Raw genomic sequence first — 17550 nt, forward strand, 5'->3', positions numbered from 1 at the left:
TGAGGTGATTTTTTTATGAACGAGCTTTTAGGAAGGAGACTTCCTTATACAATCCATTTTGACAAGTTAACAGAAGATTTTTGTCTTTTCCCCGCTGTAATTGAGCACAATACAGTTATCCATTGTATGAGATGTAATACAAAAACAAAAAAAGAATTTGCAATGCTTCCTACTGGTGCTTTTTATTGTCCCTCTTGCATAGAAATGGGTCGGTTGGATACCCGTCTTCAGCTTATTCATCAAGCAGAGCCGCCAGTAAAAAAGAGACCGGTACGAATGGAATGGCACGGAAAGTTAACGTCTGCTCAAAAGGAAATTTCTGAAGATCTCTCTCAAAGCATAGAGAAAAAAAGACCACATTTGATTTGGGCTGTTACAGGAGCAGGAAAAACAGAAATGCTGTTTGCTGGTATTCATAAAGCTTTACAAGAGGGGCAACGTGTAGCCCTGGTTTCTCCTCGTGTAGACGTCTGTTTAGAGCTTTATCCGCGCTTACAAGCAGTTTTTCCAGAAGAAAAGATTTCTTTGCTTTACGGAGAAAATCAGACTGCCTACAGCTATACATCGTTGGTTATTTGTACAACACATCAGCTGCTGCGGTTTTATCAAGCCTTTGACTTTTTAATAGTTGATGAAGTAGATTCTTTTCCCTTCCAGGGAGATCCAAAGTTACATTTTGCAGTTAGCCAGTCAATAAAAAAGAAGTCTTGCTTAACGTATTTAACAGCTACTCCTCCTCAAAAACTTTTAAAAGACATTCAAAAAACTTTCTTTATCAGCCAGCTACCTGCAAGATTTCATCGGCGAAAACTTCCTGAGCCTGAGCTCATTTGGTGGAATCAGTGGTACAAGCGTTGTCAAACAGGAAAGAAATTAAAAAAACTACTACTGGTGATTCATCAACTAATTGCTGATAATGATGTTTTACTTTTTTGCCCAAGTATCTCTTTGATGAAAAAGCTGTTTCTTCATCTGAAAAAAGAACGGCCAGATTTACTTATTGAGCGTGTTCATGCATCCGATAAACGAAGAAAAGAAAAAGTGGAGGAAATGCGAAATCACCAATTTCGACTTTTTTTGTGTACGACTATCTTAGAACGAGGTGTTACTTTTGAACACGTATCCGTCATCGTATTAGGTGCAAATCATCCAGTATTTACAAAATCCACGCTTGTTCAAATCGCTGGACGTGTCGATCGAAAAGGAGACTATAATTTTGGAAAGGTTTATCTCATTTATGATGAACAGACCTCTGAAATGAAATTCGCTAGAAAAGAAATTAAGCAAAATAACCAGCTAGCTATGAAAAGAGGACTAATTGATGAATTGTAGTTATTGCAAACAGCCGATAATCAGAAACTTAACCTTAGCAGAGCTTTTAGGTTTAACGCCCATACCTAAATTTGGTCTTTGCTCTGTCTGCTCAAACCTCTTCCAGAGGATAGATGCTTTCACCTCTTGTACAGGTTGTGGAAGGCCAAATCATAAAGGACTGTGTCAAGACTGTTCTTTTTGGCAATCAGCTTATCCAGAGTACAAGTTTAAAAATCACGCACTCTATGAATACGATACAAATTTCAAAGAATGGATTTCCAGTTATAAATTTTCTGGTGATTATCAGTTAAGATACACATTCGCACACACACTAAAAAAAGCCTTGAAGCCCTTTAAACGATTCGTCATCTGTCCGTTGCCGCTCTCTTTTGTACGTATAGAAAAAAGAGGATTTAATCAAGTGGAGGGGATACTGGAAGCTGCAGAAATAACGTCAATACAGCTACTAAAAAGAATAGAGCTTGCTCCGCAGTCAGATAAAAACCGGAAAGCTCGTCTGTTAATGCCGCAGCCGTATACTTTAGCTACAGAAAAAAAACAGATAACCAATCGCTCTATATTACTAGTTGATGATGTCTACACAACTGGCAGAACACTTTTTCATGCAGCTGAAATCCTCTTGTCTGCATCACCCAAAAGACTGGAAACCTTGACTCTTGCCCGATGAAAATAAAACGGTTTAATTTCTTTTAAAATGATAGCGATTTAGTTTGCAAATAGCTTGAAGTTCGATATAATAAGAGTATAAAGAAGGTAGAAAGAGTGGTCCTTTTCCTTCTTTTCATGTGGTAGACGAAAGGGGTAATTTTTATGTTTAGATATAATGTCCGTGGAGAAAATATCGAAGTGACAGACGCTATTCGCGACTATGTAGAGAAGAAAGTCGGCAAGTTAGAACGCTACTTTAGCGAAGCACCTGAAGCAACAGCTCATGTAAATCTAAAAGTTTACACTGAAAAAACAGCTAAAGTTGAAGTGACTATTCCGCTTCCTTATCTTGTTTTACGCGCAGAAGAAACTTCACCAGATTTATACGCAAGTATTGATTTGGTTGTTGATAAACTAGAGCGCCAAATCCGCAAATTTAAAACAAAAATTAACCGTAAGTCTCGTGAAACTGCAGTCAATCCTGCAGCTGCAGCTACTTTCTTTAACGAAAGTAACGGTGACGAAGAAAATGAGTCTGAATTAGATATCGTTCGTACAAAACGCTTATCACTAAAACCTATGGATAGTGAAGAAGCTGTACTTCAAATGAATATGTTAGGTCATAACTTCTTCATTTTTGAAGATTCAGAAACAAATGGAACAAGTATTGTTTACCGTCGTAAAGATGGCAAATATGGATTGATTGAAACTGATTAATCATTACAAAACGAAAAGGGCTGAGTCGTAACTTTTGTTATGACTCAGTTTTTATTTTTAATATATGTTAATTTCTGTTGTTTTATTGATAAAAAGCTATCTTTTTGATGAAAAAAAGTACATAATAAACTAGAATGTGTCAAAGTTCGTGTGTATTTCTCACTAAGTTATTTCATTTATACGCAAGAAATGATAGAATATACGGGAGAATTTACACTTTGGTGTATTATAATAAAAGAAGTGAAATAAAAGGAGAAGAAAAAACGAATGGCCAATCTTTTAAAAAAAATAATTGAAAATGATAAAAAAGAAATCAAACGGCTAGAAGGAATTGCTAAGCAAATAGAGTCCCATGCCGATGAAATGGCTGCCTTAACTGATGAGCAGTTGACAGCGAAAACAGAAGAATTCAAATCACGTTATCAAGGTGGAGAAACATTAGATAAACTATTACCTGAAGCTTTTGCAGTGGTTCGTGAAGCAGCAAAACGTGTTCTTGGCTTATATCCATACCGTGTTCAATTAATGGGTGGGATTGTCTTACATGACGGAAATATTCCTGAAATGAGAACAGGTGAAGGAAAAACCTTAACAGCAACAATGCCTGTATACCTAAATGCATTAACTGGTGAGGGCGTACACGTAGTCACTGTAAACGAATATTTAGCAACTCGTGACTCAACAGAAATGGGCGAATTGTATAATTTCTTAGGGTTGTCTGTTGGTTTAAACATCAACTCAAAATCTTCAGAAGAAAAACGCGCAGCCTATAACTGTGATATTACGTATAGTACAAATAATGAACTAGGCTTTGATTACCTAAGAGACAATATGGTTGTTTATCGCAGCCAAATGGTACAACGCCCATTAAATTACGCAATCGTCGATGAAGTTGACTCTATCTTAATTGATGAAGCTAGAACGCCATTGATTATTTCTGGACAAGCAGAAAAATCTACAGCACTTTATACTCGTACAGATAATTTTGTAAAACGATTAAAAGAAGAAGAAGATTACAAAATCGATATTCAATCAAAAACAATCAGCTTAACTGAAGTTGGTATTGAAAAAGCAGAACAAACATTTAACTTAGAAAACCTGTATGATATTGAAAATACAGCATTAACTCACCATATGGACCAAGCATTACGCGCAAACTTTATCATGATTCGCGACATTGACTATGTGGTTCAAGAAGGAAAAGTTTTAATTGTTGACCAATTTACAGGTCGTATCATGGACGGACGTCGTTACTCTGATGGCTTACACCAAGCAATTGAAGCAAAAGAAGGCGTAGAAATCGAAGATGAAACAAAAACGATGGCTACCATCACTTTCCAGAACTATTTCCGTATGTACAAAAAACTTGCTGGGATGACTGGTACTGCTAAGACAGAAGAAGAAGAGTTTCGTGAAATCTACAACATTCAAGTGTTCCAAATTCCAACGAATAAGCCAATCATTCGTGATGACCGTGCAGATTTGCTGTATCCAACATTACAAAGTAAATTCCATGCAGTTGTCCAAGATATTAAAGAACGTTATCGTAAAGGACAGCCAATCCTTGTAGGTACCGTAGCAGTTGAAACTTCTGAGCTGTTATCTGATATGTTAAATAAAGAAAAAGTACCTCATGAAGTATTGAATGCAAAAAATCACTTTAAAGAAGCGGAAATTATCATGAACGCAGGTCAAAAAGGGGCGGTAACTATCGCAACAAACATGGCTGGACGTGGAACAGATATTAAGCTCGGATTAGGTGTTGTTGAACTTGGCGGTTTAGCTGTTATTGGTACGGAACGTCATGAATCTCGACGTATTGATAATCAGTTACGTGGGCGTGCAGGACGACAAGGGGATCCCGGTGTTTCTCAATTCTATCTTTCATTAGAAGATGATTTAATGAAACGTTTTGGTTCTGAACGTATCAAAGCTTTCTTAGACCGTATGAAGATTGATGAAGAAGATGCCGTTATCCAAAGTAAGATGCTCAGCAAACAAGTAGAATCTGCTCAAAAACGAGTAGAAGGAAATAACTATGATACACGTAAAAATGTCTTGCAGTACGATGACGTTATGCGCGAACAGCGTGAAGTTATCTACAAACAGCGTCTAGCGGTCATCATGGAAGAAAATGACTTAACAGAACCATTAATGAACATGGTTAAACGAACAATTGATCGCGTAGTTGATGCGCATACACAGCTTGAAAAAGAAAATTGGAATCTTGGAGGAATTGTTGACTTTGCTGCAAGTGCACTTGTCCATGAAGACTCTATTTCTGTCACAGATTTAGAAAATAAATCGCCAGACGAAATTAAAGCCAACCTCTACGACCGTGCAAAAGAAGTCATGGAAGTAAAATCAGGTCATTTAAATGGCGCTGAACAATTACTAGAATTCCAAAAAGTCGTTATCCTGCGTGTTGTTGATACAAAATGGACAGACCATATCGATGCAATGGACCAACTTCGTCAATCAGTTGGCTTGCGTGCTTATGGACAAAACAATCCTCTTGTAGAATATCAAACTGAAGGATATAAAATGTTTGAGGACATGATTGGTGCTATTGAATATGAAGTGACTCGTCTCTTCATGAAAGCAGAAATCCGTCAGAACGTTGAGCGTGAACAAGTCGCTCGTGGGGAAGCAAACTATCAAGAAGAGCCTGCCGATGCACAAGCACAAAGTAATACAAGCGACAAAAAGAAACCTGTTCAAGTGACAAAAGTAGGAAGAAATGATCCATGTCCTTGTGGAAGTGGAAAAAAATTCAAAAATTGTCATGGAAAAAATGCTGAATAGTTTCCTATCTCAGTCAACACGAACCTACTCGCTGAGGCAAAATTCTTTTGAGTTTTGCCTCAGTTTCTTTGCTAGCTTAATGGTAAAGAAATTTTTCAAGTGGATAGATTGGTTGCCAAGCAATAAAGTGAAGAAAATAATTAGTCAGCCGCTCAAAACAACCTGGGTGGCAAAAAAGAAAGAAGGAATAGAAATGGAAATTGCTGAAATTCGTAATTTACTTGAGTCTATGGAACAAAAAATCACAAGCTTTAGGAGGTCTCTTTGACTTAGATCAGCTAGAAGAAGATATTGCAGAAGCTGAACATCAAATGGCTGAACCAGGTTTTTGGGATAATAGCGCGCAAGCCCAGAAAATAATTAATGAAAACAATGCAAACAAAGAAACCTTTGATCAATTTAATAAGCTCTCAGAAGAATGGGAAGAATTGTCGGTTATGGCAGAGATGCAACAAGAAGAGTTTGATCCTGATTTGCAAAAAGAGCTGGAACTTCGAATTAGCGAATTAGACGAGAAATTGTCAACTTATGAGTTAGCCATGCTTTTAGATGAACCTTATGACCGAAACAATGCTATTTTAGAGCTTCATCCAGGTGCTGGCGGAACAGAATCACAGGATTGGGGAAGCATGCTTCTTCGCATGTATACACGTTGGGCAGAACAGCACGGATATCAAGTTGAGACTCTTGATTATCAAGCAGGTGATGAAGCGGGAATAAAAAGTGTTACCTTGCTTATAAAAGGACACAATGCTTATGGCTATCTAAAATCAGAGAAGGGTGTACACAGACTCGTACGCATCTCTCCATTTGACTCCGCAAATCGTCGACATACTTCCTTTTGTTCTGTAGACGTGATGCCTGAATTAGATGACACGATTGAAATAGAGATAAATTCTGATGATTTAAAAATTGACACGTATCGTGCAAGTGGTGCTGGAGGACAGCATATTAATAAAACAGAATCAGCTGTACGTATCACACATATTCCCACAGGAACTGTGGTTGCAAGCCAAGCCCAACGTTCTCAGTTAAAAAATAGAGAACAGGCTATGGGAATGCTTAAAGCAAAACTTTATCAACTCGAAATTGAACGAAAAGAGCAAGAAGCAGCTGCTTTAAAAGGGGAGCAAATGGAAATCGGCTGGGGGTCACAAATTCGCTCCTATGTTTTCCATCCATATTCTATGGTCAAAGATCATCGAACGGACTATGAAACTGGGAATGTTCAAGCAGTAATGGATGGAGATTTAGATCATTTTATCGATGCCTATCTTAAAATGCGTTTAAATAAGAATGATATACGTTAGAATTTACTGAAATGAAATATAATTGTAAACTGTTGAAAGATAGTTGCAATGTTTACGTGTTATAATTACTTACGATTGAATTAAATAGATATGGAGAGATAGCCATGATTGAAATGAAGGATGTAATGAAAAAGTACCCGAATGGGACAACTGCCATCCGAAATATCTCGGTCAATATTGATCAAGGTGAATTTGTATACGTCGTGGGCCCTTCTGGTGCCGGAAAATCAACGTTTATCAAATTAATGTATCGTGAAGAAAAAGCAACAAAAGGAGTCTTAAATGTTGCTGGACACGATTTGCTAAACATAAAAAATCGCGAAGTCCCTTATCTGCGCCGCGATATCGGAATTGTCTTTCAGGATTATAAATTATTACCTAAAAAGACAGTTTACGAAAATGTTGCTTATGCTATGCAAGTGGTAGGAAGAAAACCTAGAGAAATTAAAAAACGTGTAATGGAAGTATTAGATCTTGTTGGTTTAAAACACAAAGTTCGCGTATTTCCAAGCGAATTATCTGGGGGAGAACAACAACGTGTTTCGATTGCACGATCAATCGTAAACACACCTAAAGTTCTCATTGCAGATGAGCCTACAGGAAATCTTGATCCTGATAATTCTTGGGAAATTATGAAATTATTGGATCGAATTAATGGCCAAGGAACCACCGTTGTCATGGCGACGCATAACAGTAACATCGTAAATACGATTCGTCACCGCGTGATTGCTATTGAAAATGGTCGAATTATTCGAGATCAAGCGGAAGGGGAATACGGATACGATGATTAGAACTTTTTTCCGCCATTTATTAGAGAGTATTAAAAGTTTAAAACGTAACGGTTGGATGACTGTGGCTTCCGTCAGTGCGGTAACCATCACATTGACATTAGTAGGAATCTTCTTAGCAGTTATCATGAATGCGACAAAGTTAGCAACTGATATTGAAAATAACGTAAATGTTTCTGTTTTTATTGACGTAGGAACAAAACAGGATGAAATTGATCAGCTTGAAGCAAAGCTTGTCAAATTGAAAAACGTTGAAAGTGTCAAATTTTCTAGTAAAGACGCTGAATTGAAAAAAATTCAAAGTGCTATGGGAGATGCATGGAACCTTTTTGAAGGAGACAGTAACCCGCTTTATGATACTTTTGTATTAAGCACGACAGATCCTTCTTATACGAAATCTGTTTCTGCAGAAGCTGCAAAGTTACCGACAGTTTTTAAAGCAGATTACGGTGGCGATTCATCAGATAAAATTATGAAAATTGCTAACGCTGTGAGAACCTGGGGATTAGGAGCTGCGGCATTACTTATCTTTGTTGCTATGTTCTTAATTTCTAACACTATTCGTATCACGATTCTTTCACGTAAACGTGAAATTCAAATTATGCGTTTAGTAGGAGCCAAAAACGGCTATATTCGTTGGCCATTCTTCTTGGAAGGTGGATGGATTGGACTAATCGGGGCAATCGTTCCCATCTTGATTTTAACATTTGGTTATCAAGCTGTTTATGGATTGACAAATCCGATGCTCCTGCGTTCTAATTATTCATTATTAAAACCAGAAGATTTTATCTGGCAAATTGATTTGCTTCTTGTTGGAATTGGTGTAATTATCGGTTCATTGGGGTCTGTAATTTCAATGCGTAGATTCCTCAAAGTTTAACAAAGTATTTAATAAAGAGTCAGGGACAGATGCGTTCCCTCTGTATCCGATTTTTATTAAAATTTTAAGAGGGTGGAGTATAACTTAATTAGTTATATCTCACCCTCTTTTTTTCTTTACTTCTAATTTCAACTTCGTTATGCTTGAAAAGGAGTATATTAAGGGGGTTGGGTTTGTGCAGTTTATTATGAGTAATGTTACTACCATTTTGATTATCGCAAATATCTTGCTTTCATTGGTCATTGTCTTTCGCGAACGAAGACAGACGGCTCAAACTTGGGCGTGGTTGATGGTATTGATGTTTATTCCCGTTTTAGGATTTATTCTTTATATTTTCTTTGGACGTGGAATTTCAAAAGATAAAATATTCGATTTGAAAATGCAAGCCAAGCTAGGAATGAATATTGAAATTGAGCAAGAAAGAGCAGCATTAATGCGTGGTCTATACCCGCATCCACCAACAGGAGAGGCGGATCCAAAGCAATTAATTTATATGCTAACTGTTTTTGAAAGCTCTTTATATACAACAAAAAATCGTCTAAAGCTTTATACAGATGGTCGCGAAAAGTTCAATGCACTTATAAAGGATATTCATCATGCACAAGATCATATTCATTTACAATATTACATTTATCGTAGTGATAGTTTAGGTATTGAAGTTCGAGATGCACTCATAGATGCCGCAAAGCGCGGGGTAAAAGTTCGCGTCCTTCTAGACGCATGGGGCTCTACTCAGGTATCACTAAGCTTTTTTGATGAGTTAAAAAAATTAGGTGGAGAGGTCGCATTCTTTTTCCCACTGTTTGTCCCATATCTAAACCCGCGAATTAACTATCGTAATCACAGAAAGATTGTGGTTATTGACGGAGAAATAGGCTATACCGGCGGATTCAACGTAGGAAATGAATACCTTGGTCTCGTTGAACGATTTGGCTATTGGCGAGATAATCATTTACGTATCCATGGAGAGGCGGTGTATGCCCTACAAAACAGATTTCTTATGGATTGGAATTCACAGCATACAAAAGAAGTCAGCTATGCCAAAAATTATTTTCCAACAATCGTTTCAGATGGTGACAAAGCGATGCAAATTGTTACTAGTGGTCCGGATTCAGAACATGAGCAAATTAAAATGACCTATTTAAAAATGATTTCAACAGCAAAAAAAGAAATTTTAATTCAAACACCGTATTATATTCCAGATGAATCAATTCATGAAGCATTAAAACTCGCATTATTGTCTGGTGTAAAGGTACACATTCAAATTCCTAATAAGCCTGATCACATGCTAGTTTATTGGGCGACGTATTCTTTTGCCGCGGAGCTACTTGATTATGGTGCTATTATCGAAACTTATGAAAATGGATTTATTCATGCAAAGACAATGATTATAGACGGAGGAATCGTTTCTGTTGGCTCAGCCAATATTGACGTTCGATCCTTCCGATTAGATTTTGAGGTAAATGCACTTATCTATGATGAACAACTCGCTGAAGAGATTCGCAAAGAATTTTACAATGATTCAAAGGTTTCTGCTTTACTAACTATAGAACGGTATGAGCATCGAGGTGTCATTATTAAATTTAAAGAAGGCATGGCACGTTTAATTTCGCCACTGCTCTAATAACTAGATAAAAAGAAATCCCAGTCTTCTTCGCAGAGGACTGGGTTATTTATTATAGAACGTAAATGTTTATTTATTTTTTTCTTTATGCAAAAAAATAAATAAAGCATTTCTGTAGATTATTATCTTATAAGAAAAAAAGAAAGTACATGGTCCTAGGACCATGTACTTTCAAAAGGGATGATCATTTCAGCAAACATATGGGGAATGTCGAAGAAATGATGAAACCGTCCAGAAACAATTCTATTCAGATACCTTTGGGGAATCTATGATTTTGGGGAAATCAATAGATAAGTAGCGACTAGAATGTTCTTTTATAGAGACGCATTTCAAGAATAGTATAGCACATACAAAACTTTCGAGATAGTATTTCCGTCAAAAAAAGCAACAAATTTTATATTTATTTGTTATTCATAATTGACTATTGATTTTCAATCTGTAAATATAATGGTAAACTATACTTGTTTTTATCTTTCTCAAAGGAGTTTATTCATGAAAAAAAATCGAATCATTTTTGCTTTGTTTGGATCACTGCTTTTATTATCAGGATGTGCCAAGTGGATTGACCGAGGAGAATCTGTCACTGCCGTGGGCTCTTCTGCCTTACAGCCCTTGGTAGAAACCGTCGCAGAGGACTTTCAAACAAATAATCCTGGAAAATTTATTAATGTACAGGGTGGAGGAAGTGGAACTGGACTTAGCCAAGTGCAGTCAGGAGCAGTTGAAATAGGAAACTCAGATTTATTTGCCGAAGAAAAAAATGGGATTGATGCAGATAAGCTCGTCGATCACAAAGTAGCAGTTGTTGGAATTGCCCCAATAGTAAATAAAAATATCGGCATCAAGAACATCTCTTTGGATGACTTGAGAAAAGTATTCTTAGGTGAGGTAACGAACTGGAAAGAGCTTGGAGGGGCAGATCAAGCAATCGTTATATTGAATCGTGCAGCAGGAAGCGGAACACGCAGCACCTTTGAAAAATGGGTGCTTGACGGAGAAACAGCGATTAAATCCCAAGAGCAAGATTCTAGTGGGATGGTCCGACAAATCGTTGCAGATACCCCGGGAGCCATCAGTTACACAGCTTTTTCATATATCAACGAGGATGTAGCCACTCTGACAGTTGATAATATTGCACCCACTGATGAGAATGTGACAACGAATGCTTGGAAGATTTGGGCATATGAGCATATGTACACCAAAGGAGAACCCGCTGACTTAACAAAAGAATTCTTAGACTATATTCTTTCAGAGGATATTCAAGAAAAAATAGTTGGAGAATTAGGTTATATCCCTGTTTCAAAAATGCAAGTAGAGCGTGATTGGCAAGGAAAGCTAGTTGAAAAATAAATCTTTACACAAAATTTACAAACTACACAAAACCTTTACATGAAGTTAAAACCAAATTGATGTTCTAACAGTAAACTAAGTAACGTATGCAACTATATCTCATAGTTGAACGTTTAGAGGGGGAACTAGCTTGGAAGATGTAAAAAAAGTGTTATTAACCAAATCAAAACGAGCTCGTATGGAGCAAAGAGGAAAACTCATAAGTTTTCTCTGTATTGCCTTAATTGTATTAGTCGTTATTTCAATCTTTTTCTTTGTTGCTAGTAAAGGATTAGCAACATTTTTCGTTGATAAAATCAATGTTTTTGATTTTTTATTCGGTTCAGACTGGAATCCTAGTCAGCTGGGTCCAGATGGAAAACCAATGGTTGGTGCTTTACCTATGATTGCAGGTTCATTTATTGTAACCTTCTTATCTGCTATTGTTGCAACACCTTTTGCCATTGGGGCAGCCGTCTTTATGACAGAAATATCGCCAAAAAATGGAACAAAGATTCTACAGCCAGTCATTGAACTGCTTGTGGGCATTCCATCAGTCGTTTATGGATTTATTGGTTTATCTGTTATCGTTCCTGCTGTTCGCTCATTTTTTGGCGGAACAGGCTTTGGTATTTTAGCAGGAACATTTGTCCTGTTTATTATGATTTTACCTACAGTCACAACCATGACAGTAGATGCATTAAAATCTGTACCTAGATATTATCGAGAAGCTTCTTTAGCTTTAGGAGCTACTCGCTGGCAAACAATTTATAAAGTTGTTTTGCGTGCAGCTGTTCCGGGAATTTTAACTGCGGTAGTCTTTGGTATGGCACGAGCATTTGGTGAAGCACTTGCCATTCAGATGGTTATCGGGAATGCAGCACTCATGCCTTCTAGTTTAACAACGCCTGCATCTACCCTGACTTCTATATTAACAATGGGGATTGGAAATACGATTATGGGAACCGTTGAAAACAACGTTCTATGGTCACTTGCACTTATCTTATTGTTAATGTCACTCTTCTTCAACATTGTGATTCGAATGATTGGTAAGAAAGGGGCGCTTAAATAATGGATGCAAAACGGTCAGACAAAATTGCTACTGGTGTACTCTATGCGGTATCAGGTATTATCGTATTAATTTTAGCCGCCTTGTTGCTGTATATATTAGTTCGCGGAGTTCCGCACATTTCCTGGTCTTTCTTGACAGAGCCCTCTAAAGCTTACCAAGTAGGCGGAGGAATTGGGATACAATTATTTAATTCCTTGTATCTGCTCTTAATTACGATGATTATCAGCTTCCCTATTTCTTTAGGCGCAGGAATTTATCTTTCTGAATATGCACCAAAAAATTGGGTGACAGATATTATTCGTACGTCAATTGAAATCCTAAGTTCGCTACCTTCTGTAGTTGTCGGACTGTTTGGTTTCTTAATCTTTGTTATTCAGTTTCAATATGGTTTTTCAATTATTTCGGGTGCACTTGCGTTGACACTCTTTAACTTGCCGCTTCTTACTAGAAACGTGGAAGAATCTTTACAAGCCGTTCATTATACACAACGTGAAGCAGGATTGGCTCTTGGATTATCTCGTTGGGAAACCGTGACAAAAGTAGTGGTTCCAGAAGCCTTACCTGGGATTTTGACAGGAGTCATCTTAAGTTCGGGTAGAATTTTCGGTGAAGCAGCTGCATTAATTTACACGGCAGGTCAAAGTGCTCCTGCATTAGATTTTACAAATTGGAATCCGTTAAGTGTATCTAGTCCAATCAGTATTTTCCGACAGGCTGAAACCCTAGCTGTTCATATTTGGAAAATCAATACAGAAGGAACAATGCCAGATGGTGCTGCGGTATCAGCGGGAGCTTCAGCCGTTTTAATTATCGCTGTTCTGCTTTTCAACTTTGGCGCACGTGCCATTGGGAAACGTCTGCACAAAAAGATGACCTCAGCTTAAGGAGACGATCGTATGAAAGAATATGACTTAAATGATACAAATATCATTTCAATACCTGACAAACAAAATATTGCGCTTTACACAAATGACTTACATGTGTGGTATGGCGATAATGAAGCGATAAAAGGTGTGGGAATGGAATTTGAAAAAAATAAAATTACTTCCCTTATCGGTCCTTCTGGCTGTGGAAAATCTACGTATCTTCGCTCACTAAACCGAATGAATGACGGAATTGCCAACACGAAGGTAACTGGGGAAATCATGTATAAAGACGTAAATATCAACTCAAAAGAAGTGGATGTTTACGAAATGAGAAAGCGTGTGGGCATGGTTTTTCAGCGTCCCAATCCATTTAGTAAATCTATTTATGAAAATATTACGTTTGCTCTGAAGCAACATGGAGAAAAAAATAAAAAGAAACTCGATGAATTAGTTGAGACCAGTTTAAAACAAGCCGCTCTTTGGGATCAGGTAAAAGATTCACTAGACAAAAGCGCACTTGCTTTATCCGGTGGACAACAGCAACGATTATGTATTGCTCGTGCAATTGCAATGAAGCCTGATATTTTACTTTTAGATGAGCCGGCAAGTGCTTTAGACCCAATCTCTACAGGGACCGTTGAAGAAACGCTCGTAAACTTAAAAGAAGATTATACAATCATTATCGTTACTCATAATATGCAACAGGCGGCTCGTATTAGTGATTACACTGCATTCTTCTATTTAGGGAAAGTCATAGAGTACGATGAGACCCGAAAAATCTTTACTCGTCCGAAAGTTCAAGCTACCGAAGATTATGTTTCTGGACATTTTGGATAAGCTTTTGCTTTGAGAACACAGGAATGCTAAAATGGAGGTTCACAGATGACAAACGAAATCATCGTATCAAAAGACTTACACCTGTATTATGGAAAGAAAGAAGCGCTTAAGGGAATTGATATGAGCATTGAAAAAGGGCAAATCACTGCAATGATTGGTCCTTCTGGTTGTGGAAAATCTACGTATCTTCGCTCATTAAATCGAATGAACGATCTGATTCCTGGTGTGACAATCACAGGAAGCGTAATGTACAAAGGAAAAGATATCTACAGTCCTAAAACAGATACTGTAGAGCTTCGAAAAGAAATCGGCATGGTGTTTCAGCAACCAAATCCATTCCCATTTTCGATTTATGAGAATGTCATTTATGGTCTGAAATTAAAAGGTGAAAAAGATAAACAAACGCTCGATCAAGTCGTGGAGGAAAGCCTAAAAGCTGCTTCTGTTTGGGATGATGTGAAGGATAAACTCCACAAAAGCGCACTTTCCCTATCTGGCGGACAGCAACAACGAGTGTGTATTGCACGTGTATTAGCTGTGAATCCAGAAATCATTTTACTTGATGAGCCTACGAGCGCCCTAGATCCAATTTCTACAGGAAAAATAGAAAGTATGCTGCTTGAGCTGCGAGAACGCTACACTATGATTATGGTGACGCATAATATGTCTCAAGCCTCTCGTATTTCTGACAAAACTGCCTTTTTCCTTGACGGCCATTTAATTGAATTCAATGATACAAAGAAAATCTTTTTACAACCAGAGAAAAAAGAAACAGAAGATTATATTTCTGGTAAATTCGGATAGGAGGGAAACGATGTTACGTACACAATTTGAAGAAGAACTTTTAAACCTTCATAATCAATTTTATGAGATGGGTATGATGGTCAGCAGTGCCGTTCATAAGTCTGTTCGTTCTTACATTAAACACGATAAGACATTAGCAAAAGAAGTGATTGATAACGATGTAGCAATCAATGATATGGAAGTACGTCTAGAAAAAAAGAGTTTTGAGATGATTGCCTTACAACAACCCGTAACAACAGATTTACGAATGATTATTACGGTCATGAAAGCAAGTTCTGACTTAGAAAGAATGGCTGACCATGCAGTTTCTATTGCAAAATCAACGATTCGTGTCAAAGGGGAAACCCGCATACCAGAAATTGAAAAAGAAATTTCTGATATGTCTGATTATGTAAAAAAAATGGTTGATAATGTTTTGGTTGCCTATGTAAAAACCGATGAAAAAGATGCTCGTACAATTGCAAATATGGATCAGCGAGTCAATGAATACTTTAATCAAATTTATAACAGCTCTATCAAAAATATGGAAAACCATCCTGAAACGGTTGTCAGTGGAACAGATTATCTCCACGTAGCAACCTACTTGGAACGTATTGCTGATTATGTAACAAATATCTGTGAGTGGATTGTTTACTTGGCAACTGGAAAAATTACTGAGTTAAACACAAACCATGATGAATAATCTATTTATATAGGTAAAGACTTGTTTTGGCAGATATTTTGTTTGCTAAAACAAGTCTTTTTTCTAAAAAAAGAAATCTTCAACCTGAGATAGAGAAAAAGTTACAACTAAAGTCCTATGACATTCTTCTCAAAAAAAGGCATAATAAGCATGTAAGGAAAACCTTGCAAAATAAATTTGCTCAAGGAGGCAATTTCCATGAAAGAAAGAGAACGTATTTTAGACTTAGTAAAAAAAGGTGTGCTCTCCACTGAGGAAGCATTGGATTTACTTGAAAGTATGGCAACTGCAAAAGACGAAAAACATATTGAACAGGCGGCGGACAAGGTGTCTTCCACAAATAAAGACCTGACAGACAAAGAAAAGCATTCTTCAGAAGAAGAAAATGATCAGGTTAGCGACCTGATTGATGCATTAGAAAATGGTCAAGAAGTAGAAGAGCCAACTCCAAATTTTAAAGATAAAGAAAATGAAGATAAAGAAAACCTTGAAAAAATTCTTGATGATTTAGCAACTGAAGCAAACAAAACATCCGTTGAGCTAGATGAAGTAAACGCAGAGATTCAAGGTGTTCGCACAGAAATTAAAGAAACACAAGAACAACTAATGCAATTGGATACCAAGGAAGAATTAGGAAACTTGACAGAGGAAGAGCTTTCTTCAAGAAGTGCACTACAAGAAGAACTTACTGGTTTAGAAGATTCTTTGGATGGGCTACTAGAAGAAAAATTAACTCTAGAAGCTGAACTTAAAAATATTCGCAAAAATCAATGGTCTGAAACAAAAGAATCTATTGGTTCAAAATTTGATATTCCAGATGATTGGAAAGATCAAGCAACTGACACGATTAATCAAGTTGGCGAAAAAATGGCAGAAGCAGGTTCACAATTAGGAAAATTCTTAAAACAGACTTTCCAAACCGTTTCTGAGTCAGTAAATGACAATATGGAATGGAAAGATGTCAGCTTGCGGGTTCCAGGGATTGCTACCACAAAATTTGACCATGAATTTTATTATGAAGCACCTCAAGCAAGCATTCTAGACGTAAAAGTTGCGAATGGGAATGTCCAATTCAAAACATGGGAGAAAGAAGATGTGAAAGTCGAAGCAAAAATCCGTCTTTATGGAAAAATGGATGCTGAGACACCATTTGCAGCATTTGAGCAACGAAGCCAAATTGAAGTAGATGATGACCGTATTTCATTCCAAATCCCAAATAAACGGATTCGTGCAGACCTTGTGTTCTACTTGCCAGCTCGCACCTATGACCATGTATCTATCAAGCTTTTAAACGGAAATATCACGATTGAAGTGCTTGATGCCAAAGATATTTACACAAAATCAACGAATGGAAATATTCTATTTAATCAAGTGAAAGCTACTATGCTTGAAATTGAAGGAGTGAACGGGAATATTGATGTTCGTTCAAGTGAAGTGCTTGACTCTATCATTGAAACAGTCAATGGGAATGTAACTATTGAAGATGCGCCACAAAACTTAGCAGTATCATTGGTAAATGGAGATGTTCGCGTAACAGCTAAAAATCTTGATTTACACAAAATTGAAGCTAGCTCAGTGAATGGAAATGTCAAAGTAGCTTTGCCGCTTGAACTAGGTGTAGATGGTTACGCAAAGACAAGTCTTGGTCGAATCAATAGTCGAATGACCGAATATGAAGTGGTTCGTGAAAAGAAAGAACGCACAAATCAAATGCTTCAATTCCGCCGTGTCTCTGATGAAGCAATGGCACAAGTAAGTTTATCTACGACAACTGGAAGTATCTACTTAAAAGATACTGATAAATAAGTTTCTGAACAGAGGTGGGTGCAGAAACGATTTCTGTACCCATCGTT

At 37.2% G+C, this 17550-nt stretch carries 15 protein-coding genes; all 15 read left to right on the forward strand.

Features of this window, described 5'->3' with window-relative positions; all coding sequences use genetic code 11:
• Positions 1–15 precede the first annotated feature (15 nt).
• The 15 genes from I589_RS05275 (at position 16) to liaX (ending at position 17503) form a co-directional block, all read left to right on the forward strand.
• Positions 16–1332 (forward strand): ATP-dependent helicase ComFA, encoded by a 1317-nt coding sequence (locus I589_RS05275; protein WP_010769154.1) that lies wholly within the window; start codon positions 16–18, stop codon positions 1330–1332.
• Positions 1322–2002, forward strand: a complete 681-nt coding sequence (locus I589_RS05280; protein WP_010769153.1) for a ComF family protein — start codon at positions 1322–1324, stop codon at positions 2000–2002. Before I589_RS05275 ends, I589_RS05280 begins: the two co-directional genes overlap by 11 nt.
• A gap of 143 nt (positions 2003–2145) precedes the next feature.
• Positions 2146–2700 (forward strand): ribosome hibernation-promoting factor, HPF/YfiA family, encoded by a 555-nt coding sequence (gene hpf / locus I589_RS05285; protein ID WP_010769152.1) that lies wholly within the window; start codon positions 2146–2148, stop codon positions 2698–2700.
• A 267-nt stretch (positions 2701–2967) separates the two neighbouring features.
• The gene (secA, locus tag I589_RS05290) at positions 2968–5505 is read left to right on the forward strand and encodes a preprotein translocase subunit SecA (protein WP_010769151.1); all 2538 of its coding nucleotides are present in this window, start codon (positions 2968–2970) and stop codon (positions 5503–5505) included.
• Between the two features lie 193 nt (positions 5506–5698).
• Positions 5699–6815 (forward strand): peptide chain release factor 2 gene (gene prfB, locus I589_RS05295; RefSeq protein WP_139242906.1). Its coding sequence is split into 2 segments (ribosomal slippage): positions 5699–5770 and positions 5772–6815, totalling 1116 coding nucleotides; the frame shifts between segments, so codons are not numbered across the junction.
• 104 nt (positions 6816–6919) lie between these two features.
• Entirely contained in the window at positions 6920–7606 is a 687-nt protein-coding gene (gene ftsE / locus I589_RS05300; protein ID WP_010769149.1) for a cell division ATP-binding protein FtsE, read from the forward strand.
• Positions 7599–8483 (forward strand): permease-like cell division protein FtsX, encoded by an 885-nt coding sequence (gene ftsX, locus I589_RS05305; RefSeq protein WP_010769148.1) that lies wholly within the window; start codon positions 7599–7601, stop codon positions 8481–8483. The genes ftsE and ftsX overlap by 8 nt, the downstream gene beginning before the upstream one ends.
• 187 nt (positions 8484–8670) lie before the next feature.
• Positions 8671–10107, forward strand: coding sequence for a cardiolipin synthase (cls, locus tag I589_RS05310; RefSeq protein ID WP_034684702.1), 1437 nt, complete (start codon positions 8671–8673; stop codon positions 10105–10107).
• Between the two features lie 492 nt (positions 10108–10599).
• The gene (locus tag I589_RS05315) at positions 10600–11457 is read left to right on the forward strand and encodes a phosphate ABC transporter substrate-binding protein PstS family protein (protein WP_010769146.1); all 858 of its coding nucleotides are present in this window, start codon (positions 10600–10602) and stop codon (positions 11455–11457) included.
• Between the two features lie 130 nt (positions 11458–11587).
• Entirely contained in the window at positions 11588–12508 is a 921-nt protein-coding gene (pstC, locus tag I589_RS05320) for a phosphate ABC transporter permease subunit PstC (protein WP_010769145.1), read from the forward strand.
• Positions 12508–13392, forward strand: coding sequence for a phosphate ABC transporter permease PstA (pstA, locus tag I589_RS05325; RefSeq protein WP_010769144.1), 885 nt, complete (start codon positions 12508–12510; stop codon positions 13390–13392). The genes pstC and pstA overlap by 1 nt, the downstream gene beginning before the upstream one ends.
• A gap of 12 nt (positions 13393–13404) precedes the next feature.
• On the forward strand, positions 13405–14211 hold the full coding sequence (gene pstB / locus I589_RS05330) for a phosphate ABC transporter ATP-binding protein PstB (RefSeq protein ID WP_010769143.1): 807 nt from the start codon (positions 13405–13407) through the stop codon (positions 14209–14211).
• 45 nt (positions 14212–14256) lie between these two features.
• Positions 14257–15015 (forward strand): phosphate ABC transporter ATP-binding protein PstB, encoded by a 759-nt coding sequence (gene pstB / locus I589_RS05335; RefSeq protein ID WP_010769142.1) that lies wholly within the window; start codon positions 14257–14259, stop codon positions 15013–15015.
• Positions 15016–15025: 10 nt separating this feature from the next.
• On the forward strand, positions 15026–15697 hold the full coding sequence (gene phoU / locus I589_RS05340; RefSeq protein WP_010769141.1) for a phosphate signaling complex protein PhoU: 672 nt from the start codon (positions 15026–15028) through the stop codon (positions 15695–15697).
• Between the two features lie 198 nt (positions 15698–15895).
• Positions 15896–17503, forward strand: a complete 1608-nt coding sequence (liaX, locus tag I589_RS05345) for a daptomycin-sensing surface protein LiaX (RefSeq protein ID WP_010769140.1) — start codon at positions 15896–15898, stop codon at positions 17501–17503.
• The last annotated feature ends 47 nt before the right edge of the window (positions 17504–17550 follow it).

The sequence above is a fragment of the Enterococcus phoeniculicola ATCC BAA-412 genome (assembly GCF_000407505.1).
Taxonomy (GTDB): domain Bacteria; phylum Bacillota; class Bacilli; order Lactobacillales; family Enterococcaceae; genus Enterococcus_K; species Enterococcus_K phoeniculicola.

Bases quoted from the DNA above. Each gene is read 5' to 3' on its own strand.
- I589_RS05275 (WP_010769154.1), top strand. From the start codon at position 16: ATGAACGAGCTTTTAGGAAGGAGACTTCCTTATACAATCCATTTTGAC.
- I589_RS05280 (WP_010769153.1), top strand. From the start codon at position 1,322: ATGAATTGTAGTTATTGCAAACAGCCGATAATCAGAAACTTAACCTTA.
- hpf (WP_010769152.1), top strand. From the start codon at position 2,146: ATGTTTAGATATAATGTCCGTGGAGAAAATATCGAAGTGACAGACGCT.
- secA (WP_010769151.1), top strand. From the start codon at position 2,968: ATGGCCAATCTTTTAAAAAAAATAATTGAAAATGATAAAAAAGAAATC.
- ftsE (WP_010769149.1), top strand. From the start codon at position 6,920: ATGATTGAAATGAAGGATGTAATGAAAAAGTACCCGAATGGGACAACT.
- ftsX (WP_010769148.1), top strand. From the start codon at position 7,599: ATGATTAGAACTTTTTTCCGCCATTTATTAGAGAGTATTAAAAGTTTA.
- cls (WP_034684702.1), top strand. From the start codon at position 8,671: ATGAGTAATGTTACTACCATTTTGATTATCGCAAATATCTTGCTTTCA.
- I589_RS05315 (WP_010769146.1), top strand. From the start codon at position 10,600: ATGAAAAAAAATCGAATCATTTTTGCTTTGTTTGGATCACTGCTTTTA.
- pstA (WP_010769144.1), top strand. From the start codon at position 12,508: ATGGATGCAAAACGGTCAGACAAAATTGCTACTGGTGTACTCTATGCG.
- pstB (WP_010769143.1), top strand. From the start codon at position 13,405: ATGAAAGAATATGACTTAAATGATACAAATATCATTTCAATACCTGAC.
- pstB (WP_010769142.1), top strand. From the start codon at position 14,257: ATGACAAACGAAATCATCGTATCAAAAGACTTACACCTGTATTATGGA.
- phoU (WP_010769141.1), top strand. From the start codon at position 15,026: ATGTTACGTACACAATTTGAAGAAGAACTTTTAAACCTTCATAATCAA.
- liaX (WP_010769140.1), top strand. From the start codon at position 15,896: ATGAAAGAAAGAGAACGTATTTTAGACTTAGTAAAAAAAGGTGTGCTC.